The organism is Haemophilus parainfluenzae, from assembly GCF_014931375.1.
GTDB lineage: Bacteria > Pseudomonadota > Gammaproteobacteria > Enterobacterales > Pasteurellaceae > Haemophilus_D.
On sequence record NZ_CP063117.1, the window covers coordinates 770952 to 791173 of the forward strand.

Genomic DNA, 20222 nt, shown 5'->3' on the forward strand with positions numbered 1-20222 from the left:
GTCATGTGGCCGATTATTTTAAGTATTATTGCTTTGGGAATTATTGCTGGCGTATCATTTTATGCCTTTAAATTACTTAGGAAGTTACGCCATCAAAACACTCTCATTAAACAGGCTAAGATAGCACGTACAAAACGCCTAAAAGAGAGTATGGTAATTATCGCTAAAGCGATGCAAAATGGAGATTGTAACCATTCAGAAGGGGTGATTCGTTTATCAATGCTTTTACTCCCTTTTGGACAATCTTTGCAGCCATATCAAGCCATGTATGCACTTTATAATATTGTAAAAGAAATGCCTACGCATGAAGCTCGGAAAGCCTTATTAAAAAAAGAAAGAATGAAACTCGATCTTGAGCGAGAAAGTGCAGAAGCAAAATTTGAAGAAGAAATTATGTTGGAGTTACGTCAGTTTTTAAATGACGTAGAGAAATTTGGGGAAGTTTAATGTCTGAAATTATTTGGGATCTTGCGTTAATTCAAAAATATAACCAATCAGGACCTCGTTATACATCTTATCCAACTGCATTAGAATTTAATGAAAGTTACACAAACGAAGATTTTATTGCAGCAGCTAATCGTTATCCGGAAAGACCACTTTCCCTTTACGTACACATTCCGTTTTGTCACAAACTTTGCTACTTTTGTGGCTGTAATAAGGTAATTACTCGTCATCAACATAAGGCGGATATTTATCTTGATTACCTTGAAAAAGAAATCAAAGCGCGTTCAGAATTATTCAAAAATCGTGTTGCGACTCAAGTGCATTGGGGCGGTGGTACACCGACTTATTTGACAGAAGAGCAATCTGCTCGTTTGATGAAGATGCTTAAAGATCATTTTACGATTGCGGATAATGCAGAAGTTAGTATTGAGATGGACCCACGCGAAATTGAGCTCGACATGCTTGATCATTTACGCAATATTGGTTTTAACCGAATTAGCATGGGTGTACAAGATTTCAATAAAGCGGTTCAAAAAGCGGTAAACCGTGAACAAGATGAAGAGTTTGTGAATGCATTACTTGTTCGTGCTCGTGAGTTAGGTTTCCAATCGACCAACCTTGATTTAATTTATGGATTGCCACTTCAAAATGTGGAAAGTTTTATGTTTACATTACATAAAGTGATTGAATTAAATCCAGATCGTTTGAGTATCTTTAACTATGCTCATTTACCAAGTCGATTTGCGGGGCAGGCAAAAATTAAAGAAGATCAATTGCCGCCACCAGAAACTAAATTAGAGATCTTACAGAAAACTATCGAAACTTTGGGCAATGCAGGCTATAAGTTTATCGGTATGGATCACTTTGCTAAACCCGATGATGAATTAGCGATTGCCCAAGAGAAAGGTGTCTTACACCGAAATTTCCAAGGCTATACCACACAAGAAGAATGTGATTTGCTCGGTTTAGGTGTATCAGCCATTAGTTTATTAGGTGATACATATGCTCAAAACCAAAAAGAATTAAAACATTATTATCATGATATAGAAAATTCAGGTATTGCACTGCATAAAGGTTTAGCGATGACAGAAGAGGATTGCTTACGCCGTGATGTGATTAAGCAATTGATTTGTAATTTTAAGCTTGATTTTGCACCAATTGAAAAACAATATAATATTGATTTCAAAAAGCACTTTGCTGAAGATTTACAGTTATTAAAACCATTACTTGAAGATGGATTAATTTCTGAAACGGAAACAGGCTTACAAGTTTCGCCTAAAGGTCGATTATTAATTCGTAATATTTGCTTATGCTTTGATACCTATTCAAGAGCTGCAGCAAAACGACAACAATTCTCTCGAATTATTTAGTTATATAAAAAACGGTCAAGATGTAAGTCTTGACCGTTTTTTCTTTCTATCTTTTTATTCCGCGATGCTTTCTAGTGCCCATAACTCGCTGAGATTTTCTCTACGACGAATTAAATGAGTTTTGTTTCCATCCACTAATACTTCAGCCGTACGTGGACGAGAATTGTAGTTTGAGGACATACTTGCACCATAAGCACCAGCAGAGCGTTGAGCAATATAATCACCTTCAGCAATGGCGAGTTCACGCTGTTTACCTAAGAAATCAGAGGTTTCGCATACCGGGCCAACAACATCATAAATGGCTTTTTCACGCCCTAAAGTGCGGTCAATTTCAATTATATTCATATAAGCTTCATAGAGTGCTGGACGAATCATATCGTTCATCCCTGTATTGGTAATCGCGAAGTTTCGACTTTCATTACTTTTTAAGTATTGAACTTTTGCCACTAAAATCCCTGCATTCGCCGCGATCGCTCGACCGGGTTCTAGAATAATTTCGAGATCTTCATAATCTTTTAATTTATTCAGTAGCGCAGTTGCATAGTCACTTGGGTGAGGTGGCGTTTCATTAGTATAAGTTACGCCCAAACCACCACCGAGATCTAAGTGTTTTAATTTGATGCCATCTTCTTTTAATTGTTCCATTAAACGAATGAGGCGATCAGTTGCATCTAAGAAGGGCTGTAATTCAGTAAGCTGAGAGCCAATATGGCAATCCATACCCGTAATTTTCACATGAGGTAAGGTTGCTGCTAATTTATATACCTCACGTGCTTCATCTACGTTCACACCAAATTTATTTTCTTTCAATCCAGTGGAAATGTAAGGGTGGGTATGGGCATCAACATCGGGGTTCACGCGTAAAGAAATAGGGGCTACTTTACCCATTTCACCCGCAATTTGGTTGATGTGATGTAATTCCGCAACAGATTCCACATTGAAACAACGAATGCCTATTTCTAACGCTCGCATAATTTCTGTACGAGATTTTGCTACGCCGGAAAAGACAACTTTTGATGCGTCCCCACCTGCTGCCAATACGCGTTCTAATTCACCTTGTGAAACGATATCAAAACCAGAACCTAATTTTGCCATGACATTCAATATTCCAATATTAGAATTGGCTTTAACGGCATAACAAATTAAGTGTGGATGCTTTCCTAAAGCGGAATCGAAGGCATGCCAATGGCGTTCAAGTGTGGCACGAGAATAAATATAAAGTGGTGTACCGAATTCTTCAGCGAGTTGTTTGACGGGCAAATCTTCAACATAAAGTTGCTCGTTTTTATATTGGAAAAAATCCATGACGAATCCTTTGAGTGCAGTCAGTTTTTATTGTGTTTTTTGTGTGTTTTGCGGTTGTTCTTTTTCAGGGAAATATAATGGCCCTTTTACACCGCAACCTGTCGCTAAAGTACAGAATGCACTGAGTAATAAAATAGAAAGTAATTTTTTCATTTTTCAATCTCTCTAATAAGTAAAATCTGCCTTTGCCAACGAGGCGAAAGGCTTTATAATTCACGGCATTCTATCAGATTTAATCGGAAAATTTTATGAATGTTGCAGAATTTCACCAAAATATTGAACAGGTTTGGCAAAAAATTGAAGAAACGTTAGAGAATCAAGATTGTGATGTGGATTGCGAAACGCAAGGTTCGGTATTCACGATCACATTTGATGACCGTTCACAAATCGTTATCAATAAACAAGAACCACTTCTTGAGCTTTGGCTTGCGAGCCGTTTGGGTGGATTCCATTTTGCTTATAAAAATAATGATTGGGTGGCAAATGATGGTAAACGCTTTTGGGATTCTTTAACCGAGGCGGTTGCGGCTCACGGAGAAACGGTAACATTCTAATGACCGAACTCGCGGAACATGCCCCGCAAAAAACAGACTTAAAAACGACCGCACTTCATACGTTGCGGTCTGTTTTTGGTTACCAATCTTTCCGCAAAGGGCAGGAAGAAGTGATTCATGCTGCATTAAGTGGTCAGGATGCCTTAGTGGTTATGGCTACAGGGAATGGCAAATCCTTGTGTTATCAAATTCCAGCACTTTGTTTTCCCGGTCTCACATTAGTGATTTCGCCTTTAATTTCTTTAATGAAAGATCAGGTGGATCAACTCCAAGCAAACGGTATTGAAGCTGATTTTCTAAACTCTAGTCAGACGCCAGAACAACAACAGCAAGTTGAAAATAAGCTGATTTCAGGACAATTAAAATTATTGTATGTTTCACCTGAAAAAGTGATGACAAACAGTTTTTTTCAGCTGATTTCTTATGCTCAAATTTCCTTTATCGCTATTGATGAAGCACATTGTATTTCACAATGGGGGCATGATTTCCGTCCTGAATATACCCAACTTGGCGGCTTAAAAGCGGCTTTTCCAAATGCGCCGATTATGGCATTAACGGCTACGGCTGATTATGCGACAAGACAGGATATTCTCACTCATCTTAAATTAGACCATCCTCACAAATACATTGGCAGTTTTGACCGTCCGAATATTCGTTATACGTTGGAAGAAAAGTTTAAGCCAATGGAGCAGCTTACGCATTTTGTCTTAGCTCAGAAAGGCAAAAGTGGCATTGTGTATTGTAATAGTCGTTCGAAAGTAGAACGTATAGCTGAAACTTTGCGAAATAAAGGTGTTTCAGCTGCGGCATATCATGCGGGAATGGAAACTGCACTGCGTGAACGCGTCCAGCAAGATTTTCAACGAGATAATGTTCAAGTTGTGGTTGCGACGATTGCGTTTGGAATGGGCATTAATAAATCCAATGTGCGTTTTGTTGCCCATTTTGATTTGCCGAGAAGCATTGAATCATATTATCAAGAAACTGGTCGCGCGGGGCGAGATGATTTACCTGCAGAAGCAGTACTTTTCTACGAACCGGCTGATTATGCTTGGTTACAGAAGATTCTGCTTGAAAAACCAGAGACGCCACAACGTCAAATTGAGCAACATAAATTGGAAGCCATTGGTGAATTTGCCGAAAGTCAAACTTGTCGCCGTTTGGTATTACTCAATTATTTTGGTGAATATCGTCAAACGCCTTGCCAAAACTGCGATATTTGTCTAGACCCGCCAAAGAAATATGATGGCTTAATTGATGCGCAAAAAGTGATGTCGACGATTTATCGTGTGGGGCAGTGTTTCGGCGTGCAATATGTGATTGCGGTATTGCGAGGGATGCATAATCAAAAAATTGTAGAACGCCAACATGATAAGTTAAGTGTTTATGGCATTGGTAAAGATAAAAGCAAAGAACATTGGCAATCGGTCATTCGCCAACTTATCCACCTTGGTTTTATTCAACAAGTAATCGGTGAGTTTAATAGTGCAACGCTTCAGCTCACAGAAAGTGCACGCCCTGTTTTAAAAGGCGAAGTGCCGCTTGAATTAGCGATGCCACGTATTTCATCCATTAATAAAATTGTGCATACGTCTCATAAAAATACAGTGGCAAATTATGATAAAGATTTGTTTGCGCGTTTGCGTTTCTTACGGAAGCAGCTAGCGGATAAGGAAAATATTCCACCTTATATTGTCTTTAATGATGCAACATTGCAGGAAATGGCACAGTATATGCCAACAAGTAATATTGAAATGCTACAAATTAATGGAGTCGGGGCGATCAAATTAGAACGCTTTGGGCAGCCGTTTATGGCATTGATTAGAGAACACAAAGCAATTTTAGAAAAGGCAGAAAAAGAATAAGTGCGGTCAAAAAACAAAGAATTTTTCGACCGCACTTTTTTTCTAGCTTGCACTTACATCTTGTTCATCGCGTAATTGGCGGTCAAAGACTTGTGCACAATCATCGGTACCTGAACCATACCAAGTGGTATCACGTAATGCTACTTCACCTTTACGGTATTTTTCCACTTCGCTTTTCTTCACCAAATAACCCGTTACCCGAATCAAATCGGTGTTTTTAAGATAAGTGGTGATATAACGGTAACCTTGCGCAAATGAACCATCGATAATATCAACGACGGCATCTAAATGATCCACATAGGTTTGGTCAAAGGCAAACAAATCTCCCGTACCTGATGGGAAGTATTTATGGAATGGCGCAGATTGTTTTAAATGAGCCAATAACGTTGGTTCTTCACCCACACGAATACGATGCGCAGGCGCATTACGTTTATCTTCTTCATGATTGCTTGCGCCTACTTGCGCATGTAATAAATAACGATTGCCCGTGCGTTCCGCATACACGCCTTCATGGTTATCTGTGACTTCTTTCAATTTATCCATAATCATGGTCGCAATTTCATCACCGCGTTGGCTTTTACCAAAGGTTTCGTTTAAGCCTTCTTGTTGTAGCAAGTGATTCGCTGCATCTGCAAGTCCTACAATGGCAAACATCCCCGTAAAATTAGTGCGTTTGATAAAACCTTCTTTTTCGAGGAATGAGGTATTGAAGAAGTTGCTTTCTTCCACTACAAATTTATGGCGTTTATCCATAGTGGAAAGTGCACATTTTGCTACACGAGGTAAGAGCTCATTGATCATTTCATCCACGGTTTTACAGGCGCGCGCGATAGTCCCTAAGCGCAAGCGAGTGAGGGTATAAGCGCCGCCACATTCAGGCAGTGCGTTATAGCAGCTTGCAATACCATATTGTTCGCCTAAGTCAGAAATGTAGTAAGCATCATTGGCAAAAGACGGTTTGGAAACCAATAAGCACGCTTTTGCCGCCAATTCTGCAAATTCACGACTTGTTTTACTCTTATCATAACGAATGGTCATATTTGGTGTTGGCGCTTCCAATTCAATCACCGCTTTTAAAATCAAACGCCCTGCTTTGGTATCATAAGGACCAATATTGGCGTGGCAAAATGAATCCGGCACAGTTTTGTCTACATGATTTAAGAAACGTTTAATTTTGATGTAGTCTTGTTCCTCATCGGTAATAAACGGATCAAGTAGCACGTCTAAACGACCAATGTAAACTGGGAATGTGGTAATGGAGGGCACGTGGGAATATAAAATCAATAAGCCATCTAATGCTTCATCAAGATCTTTTGGTGGCGGCAATTCAAGGAATTCACAGCCTTTTTTAATATACACATTGTAATCCGGCAAAATATAGCGGGGGCGATAAATCGCATAGCCTTCGTTTAAATCACAGATCATTTGATTTTGAAGGAATTGCCATTCTTCATCCGTGTAGCCTAATAATTCACGAGGATCAAATAATCGCTCGGCGATATTGCCTAAACACATGAGTTTTTGTTGATAGGTGAGTGTATTGGATTTTACGGTATCCAAAATATCTTGAAGAGATGCAAGCATAATCATGTCCTAATTTAAAAGGGTAGCCTATTTTAAGTCAGTGGCTGAATGATGACAATTTTGACAATGTGATCTACATCACATTTATGATATTTATCAGTCAATTCGGTTATATCATATGACGTTAAAATGTTTTGGTTTTATGGGGTTTCCCATTATGATGTAAGCGTTAAATATAAATGGGAATAATATGAAAAAAGCACGGGTGATTCCTCACACCAGTTGGGCCGCCAAATCGCTATGGTCAGTCGAAGGTAAAACCATGTCGATGCTCTTATTTGCTTTGGCAATACTGGGCATTGGAGATGGCTTGATTGTGCTCGCTAATTTGGGTTCTTCACCTTGGACCGTACTTTCTCAAGGCGTGGCATTACAAGCTGGAGTTAGTATTGGTTGGGCATCATTCGGTATTAGCTGTTTGGTGATGTTGGCTTGGATTCCCCTTAGGTTAAGATTTGGGCTTGGCACGATTTTGAATATTATCGTGATTGCTTTTTTTCTGGGTTTAACCGTGAAAATTATACCTGAACCAACCGCACTTTTGAGTCGAATCTTATTCGGCGGAATTGGGCTTTTGCTTTATGGGCTTGGAACAGCATTATATTTAACCTGTCATCAAGGCGCTGGCCCGCGGGATGGATTAATGGTGGGGTTTTGCCAACGCCTTCATTTAAAAGTAGGCATTGTGAGAACAAGCCTTGAAGTGTCGGTTTGTGTGTTGGGTTATCTTCTCGGCGGCACAGTCGGAATCGGTACCGTTGTTTTTGCCGCCGCAATAGGTTGGATTGTACAGTTATGCTTAAACTCAATTGCTCGCTTGCCACATCTTCCGCACGAAGGGGATAATCTCCACTAAGGCATCATCAATAGAAATTAAGCCTAAATTCATTTCGTCTTTCCCTTTTGGCGGGCAGAAAGCAAGGTGTTTGTCTGCATCGTTAATCGGTTTCCAACGACGAGGCTGAGATGAGCGACTATTTGGATAGAACCCGATTGTTGGCACATTGAATGCACTGCTTAAATGCAATGGTCCAGTAGAGCCCGCAATGAATAAATCCGCACAAGCCAGAGAGTGTGCAAAATCAACCAATCCTTTATTTTTATCGTAAACAACCACATTTGGTCTGTCGATTTTTTCCGCTAACTCATGAGATTTTTCACTTTCACCAGGTCCTGCTGTTAAGATAATCTGGCAATCAAATTCGCTTAACAAACCTTGTATTAATTGAGCATATTGTGTCAACGAAAGGCTTGTTGCTGAACCACCTGTTCCGCTATGCACAAACACCCATTTTTTATCAGCCGATATGCCTAATTGTTCTTGCAGAAAAACACGTTGATTTTTAACCGCACTTTCAGGAAGTGAAAGGTAAGGTGGTTTGGGTTCCACAATCGGCATATTGTGTTTTTTTAAGAAAGCACGAGCCAGATCTTGATTGTATTCTGCTTCAGATTTTTCTGAGCGTGAACGGCGTTGTGTTAAACGATGGTTATAAAGGATTTGCACCCATTTTGTCGCAGGTGCAAGACGATAGGAAATTCCACTTTTCCATGCTAATTTACCATTATGGGTATTGGAAAAGAAGCTAATCATGCCATCAAATTGCTGCTCTTTAATTTCTTTAACAAGACGATTAAAATCCGCTTTGTCGTTCTTGGCACTATCAATGATGACATTATCTAAATAGGGGCAAATTTGAGCCAATGGGGCTGTATAAGCCGGCACAAGTGCAGTTAGTTTTAGCTCGGGATTTGAGGCTTTCAACATCGCAAAAGCGGGAAACGCCTGAACAAAATCGCCCAGTTTATCATTACGAATGACTAAAATTTTCATTATTCTGCCTTCTGATGTGTTCGTATTGCAGCATAAAACACAATCGTTAAGAAAAAGTAAAAAATAGTACCTGAATTATGTACCAAGAAACCTTGGCTTAAGCCATAGATCATCACAGATAAAATATGGGCAACGCCTAACGTTGCAATTAGCTTGATCTCATTATTTGCTGTTTTCAGATTTTTCATAAAGCTATGTAGAGGGATAAATAAAACAGCAAGTAAGGCGAGCAAGCCAACAATTCCTCGTTTGGATAGGTCATCTAAATATTGGTTATGAGCATGAGTAAATTGTCCAATGTTACCTGTGGCAATTTTTTCTTTTGTTTCTTGTTTACGTTTTTCTGTTGCCCCTTGAATGCCCCAGCCAAATAGGGGTTTTTCTTTTACCATTTCCAGTGCGCTTTTCCACATTTCAAAACGCGCACCTAGAGAAGTATTGCCATCATGGTTATCCAAGTAAAGTTGGATATCTTTTCGTGCAACGTCAATCCGTTCCATAATTCGGTTATTGGGCATTTGGCTAATTCCAACGCTTGCTACGGCAATGATTCCAAAGAAAGTCAGGAAAAAACGTTTTGAAAGAGAATGGCGATAAATATAAAGGATAACAATAAGTAAGATCGGTAGTGCAACCCATCCTCCACGAGCGGTAGAAAGCAAACTTCCTACGATGCCACATAAAGCACCAATCACACTAAGAGCGGTCAGTTTCCCCTCTCTTTTTTGATAAGCATATAGGGCAACAATCAGGCTCAAAATGCCTAATGACATAGAAATGTCACCGCCTTGAATGTGCATAATTCGAGGATTTTGATCCGGATTAAGATTCAAGATAAATTTATCATAAAGCGCGATGCAGACAGAAACAATACCACCAAGGGGGATAGAGTAACTCAATACACAGGTTTTGATTGGATATTTTAATAATAAAAGTAAAACAGGAATTAAGAAAACAACACGACTTGCCGTATCTAGATCACGCATTTTCCCCCCATTAATACAGAGGGAAAGTACAAAGGTAAGAAAATAAAAAAGGTAGCTGTAAATTAACCATTTATCAACTTTCGATAAGTTTAAAAGCGGTCTCTTGATTAAAGCATAAACGCCATAACCTAAACCGATTAACATCAATAGAGCAGGCGCAGCATTATATCCCCCTTTGACAATAAATATCGAAAGAAAGAAAAGCGTTACCGCAAAGTTTATTAGGGTGGCTAACCAATTTTGTTTTGTTATTTGCATAGATAAGAGCCAACATTCGGGTTATGTAAAACTAAAAAACCGCACTAACAAAGTGCGGTTTCATTTTAGTCTATTTTTATGGATTATAAAACATCAACGCAGTTTAAGTCTTCGAAAGATTGCTCTAAGCGTTTAGACATTGATTCTTCCATTTTACGTAACCAAACACGTGGGTCGTAGTATTTTTTGTTTGGTGCATCAGGACCCTCAGGGTTACCTAATTGACCTTGAAGATAAGCTTCATTTGCTTTATAGAAGTTTAAGATACCATTCCATGCAGCCCATTGAGTATCCGTATCGATATTCATTTTGATTGCACCATAGCTAATTGCTTCGCGGATTTCTTCGCGGCTAGAACCTGAACCACCGTGGAAGACGAAATTGATTGGTTTAGCAGGAAGATTACGTTCTTTTGCAACGAATTCTTGTGATGCACCTAAAATAGATGGTTTTAATTTTACGTTACCTGGTTTGTAAACACCATGCACGTTACCGAATGCTGCAGCAACAGTAAAGTTAGGGCTTACAGGGTTTAATTGGTCGTAAACATAAAGCACATCAGATGGTTGGGTATATAAACGAGATTCATCTACATCTGAGTTGTCCACGCCATCTTCTTCACCACCGGTAATACCGATTTCGATTTCAAGGGTCATACCTAGTTTGTCCATACGCGCAAGGTATTCACGGCAGATTGCCATGTTTTCTTCCATTGGTTCTTCAGATAAATCAAGCATGTGAGAAGAGAATAATGGACGGCCAGTTTCTGCGAAGTGTTTTTCACCCGCTTCAAGTAAGCCATCGATCCATGGAAGTAATTTTTTCGCTGCGTGGTCGGTATGAAGAATAACTGGCACACCGTATTCTTTGGCTAAAGTATGAACATGTTTTGCACCTGCGATTGCACCTAAAACGTCTGGACGTGCACCGCTTGTTGGTTTGATACCTTTACCTGCGTAGAAAGCTGCACCACCGTTTGAGAATTGGATAATTACTGGCGCTTTCACACGTGCAGCGGTTTCCAATACAGCATTTACGGAGTCAGAACCCACGCAGTTTACTGCAGGGATCGCGAAGTTGTTTGCTTTGGCATAAGCAAAGATTTTTTGTACATCTTCACCTGTTACTACGCCAGGTTTTACGATATCTAATAATTTAGCCATAGTTGTGTTTCCTTTTGTTTTGGAGGATTTCTTCCTCTGTTTGAAGAATCAATATTTATCCCCTCTATGAGCACAGAGGGGATTGAAGCCATTTAATTAACCGTTCGCACGTTTTTCAAGAATTTCTACTGCAGGTAATACTTTACCTTCAACGAATTCTAAGAATGCACCGCCACCGGTAGAGATATAAGAGATTTTATCTGCAATACCGAATAAATCGATAGCCGCTAAAGTATCACCACCACCAGCGATAGAGAATGCATCGCTGTTTGCAATCGCGTGAGAAATGATTTCAGTCCCTTTACGGAAGTTAGGGAACTCAAACACGCCAACTGGACCATTCCATAAAACGGTTTTTGCATTTTTGATGATTTCAGCTAATTGTTCTGCAGATTTATCACCGATATCGAAGATAGATTCATCGTCTTTCACTTCGGTTACTGATTTTTCTGTTGCAGGTGCAGTTTCAGAGAATTCAGTACCAACACGCACATCAACTGGAACTGGAATATCCGTGCTTGCTGCTAATTCTTTTGCTACAGGGATTAAATCTGCTTCATATAATGATTTACCTACATTGTGGCCAGCTGCCGCGATAAAAGTATTTGCAATACCACCACCCACGATAATTTGGTCAGCAATTTTTGAAAGAGAGTTTAATACTTCTAATTTAGTGGAAACTTTAGAACCGCCTACGATCGCAACCATCGGACGAGCAGGTTCTTTTAATGCTTTACCTAATGCATCTAATTCTGCTGCAAGTAATGGACCTGCACAAGCAACTGGTGCAAATTCCGCTACGCCGTAAGTTGACGCTTGTGCACGGTGAGCGGTACCGAATGCATCCATTACGAAGACATCGCAAAGTGCGGCATATTTTTTACCTAATTCAGGATCGTTTTTCTTCTCACCTTTGTTTACACGTACGTTTTCTAAAACAACGATTTCGCCTTCTTTAACATCCACACCGTTTAAGTAGTCTTGTACTAAACGCACATTGAAACCTGCGTCTTTTAAGTAATCAACAACCGGTTGTAAAGAGTCTTCAGGTTTGAATTCACCTTCAGTTGGACGACCTAAGTGAGAGGTAACCATCACTTTTGCGCCTTTCTCTAAAGCCAGTTTTAACGTCGGGATAGTCGCACGAATACGCGCATCAGATGTCACTTTGCCATCTTTTACCGGTACGTTTAAGTCCGCGCGAATAAATACACGTTTACCTTTTAAATCTAAGTCGGTCATTTTGATTACTGACATAAGCTTTCCTCTTGGGTTAGTTAAAATTAAACTGGGACATTATACCTAGATCTTACTAGGTTGTAACGATGTAGATCAAATAAAAAAGCGAATTATGCTTATTTAGGGCAATCGATTACTTGCCATTGACGATCATAGCAAATGAATAATTCATTATGGCTCGCGCCTAAATAAGCGCCTTTTAGTTGTGGATTATTCTGCTTCATCCATTGAAATAATTCTTTACGGCTTAATTGTTCGTTTGGCAAGGAGAGTGATTCAAATAATGCTTTCTCTTGTTTGAAATAAGCTTCCGCTGAATCAAACGCACAGCTGCCGTGTTTTTCCCATTCGCCTTGTAATAATTTTGCACCTGGCGAGATTGAAAGGTAAGGTTCGAGCGTTTCAACTGGAAGCGGTGCTAAATCACCCTTACAAAAACGTGGATGATCCGTAACAGAACGTGCATTCGCATTTTGTGGCCATAAACCATGCACTACCCAGCCAAATTGGTTTTTTGTACTACATTGATATTGCGCTGAATCAGGTAAATTATTGCCATATTGCGCACGTTGTTTTTCACAGAATGCAGGCGACCAAGATAAGGCCAACATATAGTAATCAACAGGGGCATTTTTATTTTGTCCAATGGCATCATCGCGCATGATGACATCATAATTTCCAAAATCTTTAGTATTTTTGACCGCACTTTGGGTTTGTTGCTGTGGGGGTGTTGGGGCGGGTTTAGTGTCTTTTTTGTGCTCAGTGAAATATTGCCAAATGCTAAATGCAGCAAGGGCAATAAGGGAAAGAGTGGAAACCTGTTTTTTCATAAAAATCCTGTTTAAATTTTGTCAATTTTGCTTTTGTCGGCTATAATTCGCCGCTTTCTCATATAAAGGAATGGTATGGCGTTACTGATCACAAACAAATGCACAAACTGCGATATGTGCCTCCCCGAATGCCCGAATGAAGCAATTTCAATCGGCGAGGAGATCTATGTGATCGATCCTGTCCTTTGTACGGAATGTGTTGGTCATTATGACACGCCAACTTGCCAAAAAGTTTGCCCGATTACAAACTGTATTAAGCCAGATCCTGAACATCAAGAAAGCGAAGAGCAGCTTTGGGAACGTTTTGTGATGATTCACCATTCGGATAAGTTGTAGAATTTACCTGATCTTTTTCTTTTCGTCCAATGACTATGAATAAAACGAAGTTAATTAAAATCGCCATCATTCTGATTTATCTGTTCAGTCCCATTGATATTTTGCCTGAAGCGGTGCTTGGCCCATTAGGTTTGGTGGATGATGCGGCAGCCATTGCTTTATTGATTCGAATTTTATTGAAAAAATAAAAACTTGAATAAAATCAACCGCACTTTGCTTTTCTCATTCTTGCAAAATCCCTTCAATTTTTCTAAACTACGCATCGGAAAATTTCTTTCCTCATCATTTCACTTTAAACGCTACCCGTGAGTAGCAAAAGGGACTTCAATCATGACAAACGTCAATCAATATGGCTGGAAAGCCTTGATTGGATCTGCTGTCGGCTACGCGATGGATGGATTCGATCTTCTTATTCTTGGATTTATGCTTAGTGCCATTTCGGCCGATCTTAATTTAACTCCCGCACAATCTGGCTCATTAGTCACTTGGACACTTATTGGTGCTGTGGTGGGCGGTATCGTATTTGGTGCATTAAGCGATCGTTATGGACGTGTACGCGTACTGACTTGGACAATCGTACTTTTCGCCGTATTCACTGGTTTATGTGCAATCGCACAAGGCTATTGGGATTTATTAATTTATCGCACCATCGCGGGTATCGGTTTAGGCGGTGAATTTGGTATCGGTATGGCATTAGCCATTGAAGCTTGGCCAGCCAAACACCGCGCAAAAGCGGCTTCTTATGTGGCATTAGGTTGGCAAGTGGGTGTGTTAGCGGCTGCGTTACTCACCCCTGTATTACTTCCACATATCGGCTGGCGCGGTATGTTCGTTGTCGGTATCTTCCCGGCGTTTGTTGCTTGGTATTTACGAGTTCGCTTACATGAACCTGAAATTTTCTCACAAAAACAGACCGAACTTTCAACACAAAAAATATCAAAACTGGAATCTTTCAAACTCTTAGTGAAAGATAAAGCAACCACAAAAGTGAGTCTTGGTGTGGTAGTGTTAACCTCCGTACAAAACTTCGGTTACTACGGCATTATGATTTGGATGCCAAACTTCTTATCTAAACAACTTGGCTTTAGTTTAACGAAATCGGGTTTATGGACGGCAGTTACCGTATGCGGCATGATGGCGGGGATTTGGATTTTTGGTCGCTTAGCCGATAAAATCGGACGTAAACCAAGTTTCTTATTATTCCAACTAGGTGCTGTGATTAGCATCATCACTTACTCTCAATTAACTGATCCAACTGCGATGTTGGTGGCTGGCGCATTCTTAGGGATGTTTGTCAATGGCATGATGGGCGGTTATGGGGCGTTAATGGCAGAAGCCTATCCGACAGAAGCGCGAGCAACAGCACAAAATGTGTTGTTTAACTTAGGTCGTGCCGTAGGTGGTTTTGGACCGGTTGTTGTTGGCGCGATTGTATCCGCGTACTCATTCAGTATTGCGATTGCTTTCTTAGCAGTGATTTATGTGATCGACATGGTGGCGACAGTCTTCTTAGTGCCAGAATTAAAAGGCAAAGAATTAAGCTAAGTGCGGTCAAAAAAATTAATGTTTTTGAAAACATCGGGGTTAAAGCCGATGTTTTTTATTTATGAAAAATCAGCCAATTTCAACCGCACTTTATGCTAAACTATGGACACTTTCCCCAATGTTGAAGAATTATCGTGTACGCTAAACGTTCAGTTTCTACCCGTATTGCTAAATATTTATTTGTGGTCATTATCTTCATGGGCATTATTAGCTCATTGAGTTTGCTCGTGATGGCCAGTAATAAATCGGATGCGGAAGCCATTAATATCTCCGGTTCTTTGCGTATGCAAAGTTATCGACTATTAACAGAAATGGAACGTTCGCCGGATACGGTTGAACAGAATCTGGTGCGTTATCAACGAAGCCTCAATGCTGAGGCCTTGCTTTCTGTGCAGAATCAGCTTTTTGCACCTTCAGGGGTGAGAGAATCCTATCAAAAAATTCTACAACGCTGGGCGGTGATGTCTGATTTCGCCCGTGCGCATCAAATCGAAAAATATCATGCAGAACTGAAAAGTTATGTACAAGATGTCGACGATTTCGTGTTGGAATTACAACGCTTTGCTGAACAAAAATGGATTAGTGCGGTTTCAGTGCTATGCGTGTCGATGTTGTTAATTTTGGCCATGGTGTCTTATGTCATTTGGTATCTAAAGCGCGAAGTAGTGAAGCCTTTAGAGCTGATGACCAAAGCCAGTATGCAAGTGCAAATGGGGCAGTTTAAACATATCCAGCTTGATACAGAAAGTGGTAATGAGCTTGGTGTCTTGGCGAAAGTGTTTACGCAAATGTCCTCGGAATTAGGGCGACTTTATTCACGTTTAGAAGATGCCGTTAATGAGAAAACGCAAAAGTTGCGCCAAACTAACCGCTCTTTAACCACACTTTATCAAAGCTCGCAGTTGCTTACGCCCACAAAGATTAATGATAAAATTCTCAGCCAAGTGCTCAATCATATTCGTGTCAGCGAACATTTACGCTATATTGAGTTAGAAATTTTCGGCTCAGAACATTGGGAAATTTCTTTTGGTCAAAAAGATCCTAAACAATCACTTCAAGTCGAAGAACTTTCTATTGAAAATGAAAACTTGGCTGTGCTCTCATGGCAAGCCGGTTTGCCTTGTCCTGATCCACGCATGATGAAAAACTTAGGGCAAATGGTGGCAAAAGCGTTGTATTCGCACAAAACGCAACGCCAGCAAGAGCAACTCTTATTGATGGAAGAGCGGTCCATTATTGCACGGGAATTACATGACTCGTTGGCACAAGTGCTGTCTTTCTTACAAATTCAATTAACGCTGTTAAAGCATAATTTGAAGAAAGAAGACGAGGAATCAAAAGAGAAAAGCATTGCGATCATTGGCGAATTTGAACAAGCCTTATCAGATGGGTATTCTCAATTACGAGAATTATTAGCGACTTTCCGTTTAACGGTACAAGAAGCCAATCTACAGGTTGCCTTGGAGCAAGTTATCGAAAGTTTACGTTCGCAAACGAAGATGCAAATGACCGTGGACTGCAGTTTGCCATCACAAAGTTTAAATCCACAAGAATTAGTGCACGTTCTACAAATTGTGCGTGAAGCAACGCTGAATGCGATTAAACACTCAAAAGGTACGTTGATTGAGGTAAAAGCACACATCAATGCAGAAGGGGAATACGAAATTCTTGTGCAAGATAATGGCGTAGGGATTCCGACGTTAGACGAGCCAGAAGGGCATTATGGTTTAAATATCATGACTGAACGCAGTCGCCAATTAAATGCTCAGCTTACAATTTTAAAAGGGGAGCAAGGTGGTACGATGGTGAAAATCACGCTCCCTCACACGTTTTTTTAAGGAAAGTTAATGCAAAGTTTACAACCGTTTCACACCTTCAATATTCCAGCAAATGCACGTGAAATTATTGAAGCCACATCGATTGAACAAATCCAACAAGCTTGGCAAAAGGCGAAAGCTGAAAAGCTACCAGTCTTATTTTTAGGTCAAGGCAGCAATATGCTGTTTTTAGAAGATTTCCAAGGTGTTGTAATTGTTAACCGTTTATCGGGTATTCAACATACAGAAGATAGCGATTACCATTATTTGCATGTTAATGGTGGCGAAAATTGGCATCAGTTGGTGGAATGGTCGCTTTCACAAAGAATTAATGGTTTAGAAAATCTTGCACTCATTCCAGGCTGTGCCGGCTCCGCACCAATTCAAAATATCGGTGCGTATGGCGTAGAGTTTAAAGATGTGTGCGATTATGTGGATGTGTTGAATCTTAACACGGGCGAACAATTCCGTTTGCAGGCGAGCGAATGTGAATTTGGTTACCGTGAAAGTATTTTCAAACATCGCTATGCGCAGGGTTATGTGATAACGGCTGTTGGATTGAAATTAGCGAAAAATTGGCAACCGATTTTAAAATATGGCTCATTAGTGAATTTTGATCCTCAAACGGTAACGGCAAAACAAGTGTTTGATGAAGTGTGCCATATTCGCCGTAGCAAATTACCCGATCCAAAAGAATTTGGTAATGCGGGCAGTTTCTTCAAAAATCCTGTGGTGAGTGCAGAACAATTTGTGAAAATCCAAAAACAGGTCGAAAATCTACCGCACTTTCCACAACCGGATGGCTCTGTGAAACTTGCTGCGGGTTGGTTAATCGATCAGTGCCATTTAAAAGGTTTTCAAATCGGTGGTGCAGCTGTTCATCAACAACAAGCGTTAGTACTGATTAATAAAGGTAATGCCACAGGTCAGGATGTTGTGAAGCTTGCGCATCATATCCGTCAAACCGTGGCAGATAAATTTGGTGTGTATTTACAGCCAGAGGTACGCTTTATGGGCGCAAATGGCGAAGTGAATTCAGAGCAAGCCATCAGTTAATTTATAGAGGAAAGCAATCATGAACTTTAAAGACATTTTAGAGACTTTACCAAGCATTGATCATCTAACAGGTTTAGACGTATTAAACGGTGAAACAGTGATTTATCATATTCCCGCTGCGCCAGGTAAGCTTGGCTCGCTCCGTCTTTATCATGCGTTAGCAGAAAAATTTAATGGGAAATTAGACCGCACTTCTGCGCAGCAAGGCATTGAATGGTTTGCCGAACATGTTGAAGATGCGAAGAAAAATCCTGGCAAACACCCGAATATTGATTTATTGTTTAAGGTAACGGCGGAGGATGTCATTTATTCGCTTGTGCCATTAAAATAATTTGAAAATTTTTAGTGATTAATCTGAACTTTCAATCGTTAAAAACTGTCAAATAAAACAAATTGAGGTATAATGACAACAGTTGTTATACAATAACAAATAAGTAATGAGTCGGGGCGTCGCTCCGCATGCTGTGAGGAGAAGAATGAATAAAGAAACTCAAATGATGTTAGTACCTCAAGGTAGCATCGAAGGTTATATTCGAGCAGCAAACGAATATCCGATGCTAACTGCAGAGGAAGAAAAAAGCTTAGCAGAACGTTTGTATTATGACGGTGATATTGAAGCAGCGAAAAAATTAGTTTTATCACACTTACGTTTTGTTATTCATGTTGCGCGTGGTTATTCTGGTTATGGATTGCCACAAGCAGATTTAATTCAAGAAGGTAATATCGGATTAATGAAAGCGGTAAAACGTTTTAATCCGGAAGTAGGCGTTCGCCTTGTATCTTTTGCGGTGCACTGGATCAAAGCTGAAATCCACGAATATGTCCTTCGTAACTGGCGTATTGTGAAAGTCGCGACCACAAAAGCACAACGTAAATTGTTCTTTAACCTACGTAAAACCAAACAACGTTTAGGTTGGTTCAATGAAAACGAAGTGGATATGGTGGCGAATGAGCTTGGCGTGTCAAAAGAAGATGTCATCGAAATGGAATCCCGTATGACAGGGGCTGATGTCGGCTTTGATTTGCCAACAGACGATGACGATGAGGCTTATGTACCTTCTTTATATTTAGAAGATAAAAGCTCAAACTTTGCGGCAGAACTTGAAAGTGAAAACTTTGAAGAACAAGCCACAGAAAAATTAGGTACAGCGTTAGCTAATCTTGATGAACGTAGCCAAGAGATTATCAAAGCACGTTGGTTAGATGATGATAAAGCCACCCTTCACGATCTTGCAGCAAAATATAATGTGTCTGCAGAACGTATTCGTCAGCTTGAAGCCAACGCACTGAAAAAACTTAAAAGTGCGGTTGATTTCTAAGCCGTTTTGATAAAAAGAAAACCTGTCGATAATCGACAGGTTTTTTTATTTATTTCTTTTTAGATTTTCCCCACATTTTATCTTCTTGGCCTCGCCATAAGCGTTGAATATTGTCGTGGTGGCGATAAATTAGTAAGCAACAAACTAAGGCAACGGGGAAGGTAAATTCAGGTTTAAGCCACCAAACATAAAACGGTACAAGAAGTGCAGTGATAACCGCACTTAATGAGGAATAACGGCTAATTAGGAATACTAGCAACCAAGTGCCTAGCGTTGAACCGGCGACGCCCCAAGAGATGGGCGCAATCGCACCGAATGCGGTCGCGACACCTTTCCCGCCTTTAAACTGAAAGAAAATAGGGAAAATATGGCCTAAACATGCGCCTAATGCCACCATGCCTAATTCAAATTGCGTGAGCCCTAAATAATACCCCGCCCAAACCGGTAACATCCCTTTTAAAATATCGCAAATTAATACTGTGAGAGCCGCCCAACGTCCGCCAATACGCAATACATTGGTCGCACCAGGGTTATGAGAGCCATTTTTTCGCGGGTCAGGCAAGCCTGCTACCTTACAAATCAAAATTGCACTGGAAATCGAACCCAGTAAATAAGCAAAAATCATATAAAAAAGGGCAAATAGGCTCATTTTGTGCTCCACAATCTTGATTGTATTTGAAAAACTTGTTCGTTATTTTAACCAAACTTGATAGCATA

21 protein-coding genes are annotated in these 20222 nt (G+C 40.1%); 12 read left to right on the top strand and 9 right to left on the bottom strand.

Going from position 1 to position 20222, the window contains the following annotated elements:
* Nucleotides 1-3: 3 nt before the first annotated feature.
* Together INP95_RS03700 and hemN are read left to right on the top strand one after the other, a co-directional pair.
* Entirely contained in the window at nucleotides 4-447 is a 444-nt protein-coding gene (locus tag INP95_RS03700; RefSeq protein WP_070775902.1) for a DUF2489 domain-containing protein, read from the top strand.
* Nucleotides 447-1814 carry an oxygen-independent coproporphyrinogen III oxidase gene (gene hemN, locus INP95_RS03705; protein ID WP_197560920.1) on the top strand — a complete coding sequence of 456 codons (1368 nt, stop codon included), beginning with the start codon at nucleotides 447-449 and terminating at the stop codon, nucleotides 1812-1814. The genes INP95_RS03700 and hemN overlap by 1 nt, the downstream gene beginning before the upstream one ends.
* Nucleotides 1815-1868: 54 nt before the next feature.
* Here hemN and lysA read toward each other — a convergent pair whose 3' ends face one another.
* Both lysA and lptM read right to left on the bottom strand, forming a co-directional pair.
* A complete protein-coding gene (gene lysA, locus INP95_RS03710; protein WP_197560921.1) occupies nucleotides 1869-3119 on the bottom strand; it encodes a diaminopimelate decarboxylase in 1251 nt (416 codons plus the stop codon).
* Between the two features lie 27 nt (nucleotides 3120-3146).
* Nucleotides 3147-3272 (bottom strand): LPS translocon maturation chaperone LptM, encoded by a 126-nt coding sequence (gene lptM, locus INP95_RS09860; RefSeq protein WP_005697346.1) that lies wholly within the window; start codon nucleotides 3270-3272, stop codon nucleotides 3147-3149.
* Nucleotides 3273-3367: 95 nt separating this feature from the next.
* Here lptM and cyaY point away from each other — a divergent pair, with 95 nt between their 5' ends.
* The gene (cyaY, locus tag INP95_RS03715) at nucleotides 3368-3673 is read left to right on the top strand and encodes an iron donor protein CyaY (RefSeq protein WP_070868500.1); all 306 of its coding nucleotides are present in this window, start codon (nucleotides 3368-3370) and stop codon (nucleotides 3671-3673) included.
* On the top strand, nucleotides 3673-5538 hold the full coding sequence (gene recQ, locus INP95_RS03720) for a DNA helicase RecQ (protein WP_197560922.1): 1866 nt from the start codon (nucleotides 3673-3675) through the stop codon (nucleotides 5536-5538). The genes cyaY and recQ overlap by 1 nt, the downstream gene beginning before the upstream one ends.
* 42 nt (nucleotides 5539-5580) lie before the next feature.
* On the opposite strand, the gene INP95_RS03725 is transcribed toward recQ, so the two are convergent.
* Complete coding sequence (locus INP95_RS03725) at nucleotides 5581-7122, bottom strand: YjjI family glycine radical enzyme (RefSeq protein WP_197560923.1); 1542 nt, start codon at nucleotides 7120-7122, stop codon at nucleotides 5581-5583.
* 190 nt (nucleotides 7123-7312) lie between these two features.
* On the opposite strand from INP95_RS03725, the gene yczE reads away from it, so the two are divergent.
* Nucleotides 7313-7978 (top strand): membrane protein YczE, encoded by a 666-nt coding sequence (gene yczE / locus INP95_RS03730; protein WP_197560924.1) that lies wholly within the window; start codon nucleotides 7313-7315, stop codon nucleotides 7976-7978.
* Here yczE and INP95_RS03735 read toward each other — a convergent pair.
* The 5 genes from INP95_RS03735 to INP95_RS03755 all read right to left on the bottom strand — a co-directional run bounded on the left by INP95_RS03735 (nucleotide 7928) and on the right by INP95_RS03755 (nucleotide 13432).
* On the bottom strand, nucleotides 7928-8959 hold the full coding sequence (locus INP95_RS03735) for a glycosyltransferase family 9 protein (protein WP_197561031.1): 1032 nt from the start codon (nucleotides 8957-8959) through the stop codon (nucleotides 7928-7930). The two genes, yczE and INP95_RS03735, sit on opposite strands and share 51 nt — an antisense overlap.
* Nucleotides 8956-9942 carry an O-antigen ligase family protein gene (locus INP95_RS03740; protein ID WP_232088529.1) on the bottom strand — a complete coding sequence of 329 codons (987 nt, stop codon included), beginning with the start codon at nucleotides 9940-9942 and terminating at the stop codon, nucleotides 8956-8958. The genes INP95_RS03735 and INP95_RS03740 overlap by 4 nt, the downstream gene beginning before the upstream one ends.
* Before the next feature lie 341 nt (nucleotides 9943-10283).
* A complete protein-coding gene (gene fbaA, locus INP95_RS03745) occupies nucleotides 10284-11363 on the bottom strand; it encodes a class II fructose-bisphosphate aldolase (RefSeq protein ID WP_005699675.1) in 1080 nt (359 codons plus the stop codon).
* Between the two features lie 96 nt (nucleotides 11364-11459).
* Entirely contained in the window at nucleotides 11460-12620 is a 1161-nt protein-coding gene (gene pgk, locus INP95_RS03750; RefSeq protein ID WP_005696971.1) for a phosphoglycerate kinase, read from the bottom strand.
* Nucleotides 12621-12718: 98 nt separating this feature from the next.
* Nucleotides 12719-13432 (bottom strand): ribonuclease T2 family protein, encoded by a 714-nt coding sequence (locus INP95_RS03755; protein ID WP_049384072.1) that lies wholly within the window; start codon nucleotides 13430-13432, stop codon nucleotides 12719-12721.
* Between the two features lie 75 nt (nucleotides 13433-13507).
* On the opposite strand from INP95_RS03755, the gene INP95_RS03760 reads away from it, so the two are divergent.
* From INP95_RS03760 to rpoH, 7 genes are all read left to right on the top strand, one after another.
* Nucleotides 13508-13768: a YfhL family 4Fe-4S dicluster ferredoxin gene (locus INP95_RS03760; protein WP_014064693.1), complete on the top strand. Its 261-nt coding sequence runs from the start codon at nucleotides 13508-13510 to the stop codon at nucleotides 13766-13768.
* A gap of 35 nt (nucleotides 13769-13803) precedes the next feature.
* Nucleotides 13804-13956, top strand: a complete 153-nt coding sequence (locus INP95_RS03765) for a DUF1232 domain-containing protein (RefSeq protein WP_005696968.1) — start codon at nucleotides 13804-13806, stop codon at nucleotides 13954-13956.
* Between the two features lie 142 nt (nucleotides 13957-14098).
* Nucleotides 14099-15313 carry an MFS transporter gene (locus INP95_RS03770; RefSeq protein ID WP_049384164.1) on the top strand — a complete coding sequence of 405 codons (1215 nt, stop codon included), beginning with the start codon at nucleotides 14099-14101 and terminating at the stop codon, nucleotides 15311-15313.
* A 134-nt stretch (nucleotides 15314-15447) separates the two neighbouring features.
* Entirely contained in the window at nucleotides 15448-17151 is a 1704-nt protein-coding gene (gene narQ, locus INP95_RS03775) for a nitrate/nitrite two-component system sensor histidine kinase NarQ (RefSeq protein WP_049373508.1), read from the top strand.
* Between the two features lie 9 nt (nucleotides 17152-17160).
* Nucleotides 17161-18186, top strand: coding sequence for a UDP-N-acetylmuramate dehydrogenase (gene murB / locus INP95_RS03780; RefSeq protein WP_197560926.1), 1026 nt, complete (start codon nucleotides 17161-17163; stop codon nucleotides 18184-18186).
* 19 nt (nucleotides 18187-18205) lie between these two features.
* Entirely contained in the window at nucleotides 18206-18517 is a 312-nt protein-coding gene (locus INP95_RS03785) for a DUF2322 family protein (protein WP_197560927.1), read from the top strand.
* Nucleotides 18518-18662: 145 nt separating this feature from the next.
* Complete coding sequence (rpoH, locus tag INP95_RS03790; protein WP_049373516.1) at nucleotides 18663-19505, top strand: RNA polymerase sigma factor RpoH; 843 nt, start codon at nucleotides 18663-18665, stop codon at nucleotides 19503-19505.
* Nucleotides 19506-19554: 49 nt separating this feature from the next.
* Here the strand turns inward: rpoH and plsY are convergent, their stop codons facing one another.
* Nucleotides 19555-20154, bottom strand: a complete 600-nt coding sequence (plsY, locus tag INP95_RS03795) for a glycerol-3-phosphate 1-O-acyltransferase PlsY (protein WP_049373518.1) — start codon at nucleotides 20152-20154, stop codon at nucleotides 19555-19557.
* Nucleotides 20155-20222: the final 68 nt, after the last annotated feature.

Bases quoted from the DNA above. Each gene is read 5' to 3' on its own strand.
- lysA (WP_197560921.1), bottom strand. From the start codon at position 3,119: ATGGATTTTTTCCAATATAAAAACGAGCAACTTTATGTTGAAGATTTG.
- pgk (WP_005696971.1), bottom strand. From the start codon at position 12,620: ATGTCAGTAATCAAAATGACCGACTTAGATTTAAAAGGTAAACGTGTA.
- INP95_RS03785 (WP_197560927.1), top strand. From the start codon at position 18,206: ATGAACTTTAAAGACATTTTAGAGACTTTACCAAGCATTGATCATCTA.
- cyaY (WP_070868500.1), top strand. From the start codon at position 3,368: ATGAATGTTGCAGAATTTCACCAAAATATTGAACAGGTTTGGCAAAAA.
- hemN (WP_197560920.1), top strand. From the start codon at position 447: ATGTCTGAAATTATTTGGGATCTTGCGTTAATTCAAAAATATAACCAA.
- plsY (WP_049373518.1), bottom strand. From the start codon at position 20,154: ATGAGCCTATTTGCCCTTTTTTATATGATTTTTGCTTATTTACTGGGT.
- murB (WP_197560926.1), top strand. From the start codon at position 17,161: ATGCAAAGTTTACAACCGTTTCACACCTTCAATATTCCAGCAAATGCA.
- INP95_RS03725 (WP_197560923.1), bottom strand. From the start codon at position 7,122: ATGCTTGCATCTCTTCAAGATATTTTGGATACCGTAAAATCCAATACA.
- INP95_RS03760 (WP_014064693.1), top strand. From the start codon at position 13,508: ATGGCGTTACTGATCACAAACAAATGCACAAACTGCGATATGTGCCTC.
- INP95_RS03700 (WP_070775902.1), top strand. From the start codon at position 4: ATGTGGCCGATTATTTTAAGTATTATTGCTTTGGGAATTATTGCTGGC.
- INP95_RS03755 (WP_049384072.1), bottom strand. From the start codon at position 13,432: ATGAAAAAACAGGTTTCCACTCTTTCCCTTATTGCCCTTGCTGCATTT.
- yczE (WP_197560924.1), top strand. From the start codon at position 7,313: ATGAAAAAAGCACGGGTGATTCCTCACACCAGTTGGGCCGCCAAATCG.
- INP95_RS03765 (WP_005696968.1), top strand. From the start codon at position 13,804: ATGAATAAAACGAAGTTAATTAAAATCGCCATCATTCTGATTTATCTG.
- lptM (WP_005697346.1), bottom strand. From the start codon at position 3,272: ATGAAAAAATTACTTTCTATTTTATTACTCAGTGCATTCTGTACTTTA.
- INP95_RS03740 (WP_232088529.1), bottom strand. From the start codon at position 9,942: ATGCGTGATCTAGATACGGCAAGTCGTGTTGTTTTCTTAATTCCTGTT.
- rpoH (WP_049373516.1), top strand. From the start codon at position 18,663: ATGAATAAAGAAACTCAAATGATGTTAGTACCTCAAGGTAGCATCGAA.
- recQ (WP_197560922.1), top strand. From the start codon at position 3,673: ATGACCGAACTCGCGGAACATGCCCCGCAAAAAACAGACTTAAAAACG.
- fbaA (WP_005699675.1), bottom strand. From the start codon at position 11,363: ATGGCTAAATTATTAGATATCGTAAAACCTGGCGTAGTAACAGGTGAA.
- INP95_RS03770 (WP_049384164.1), top strand. From the start codon at position 14,099: ATGACAAACGTCAATCAATATGGCTGGAAAGCCTTGATTGGATCTGCT.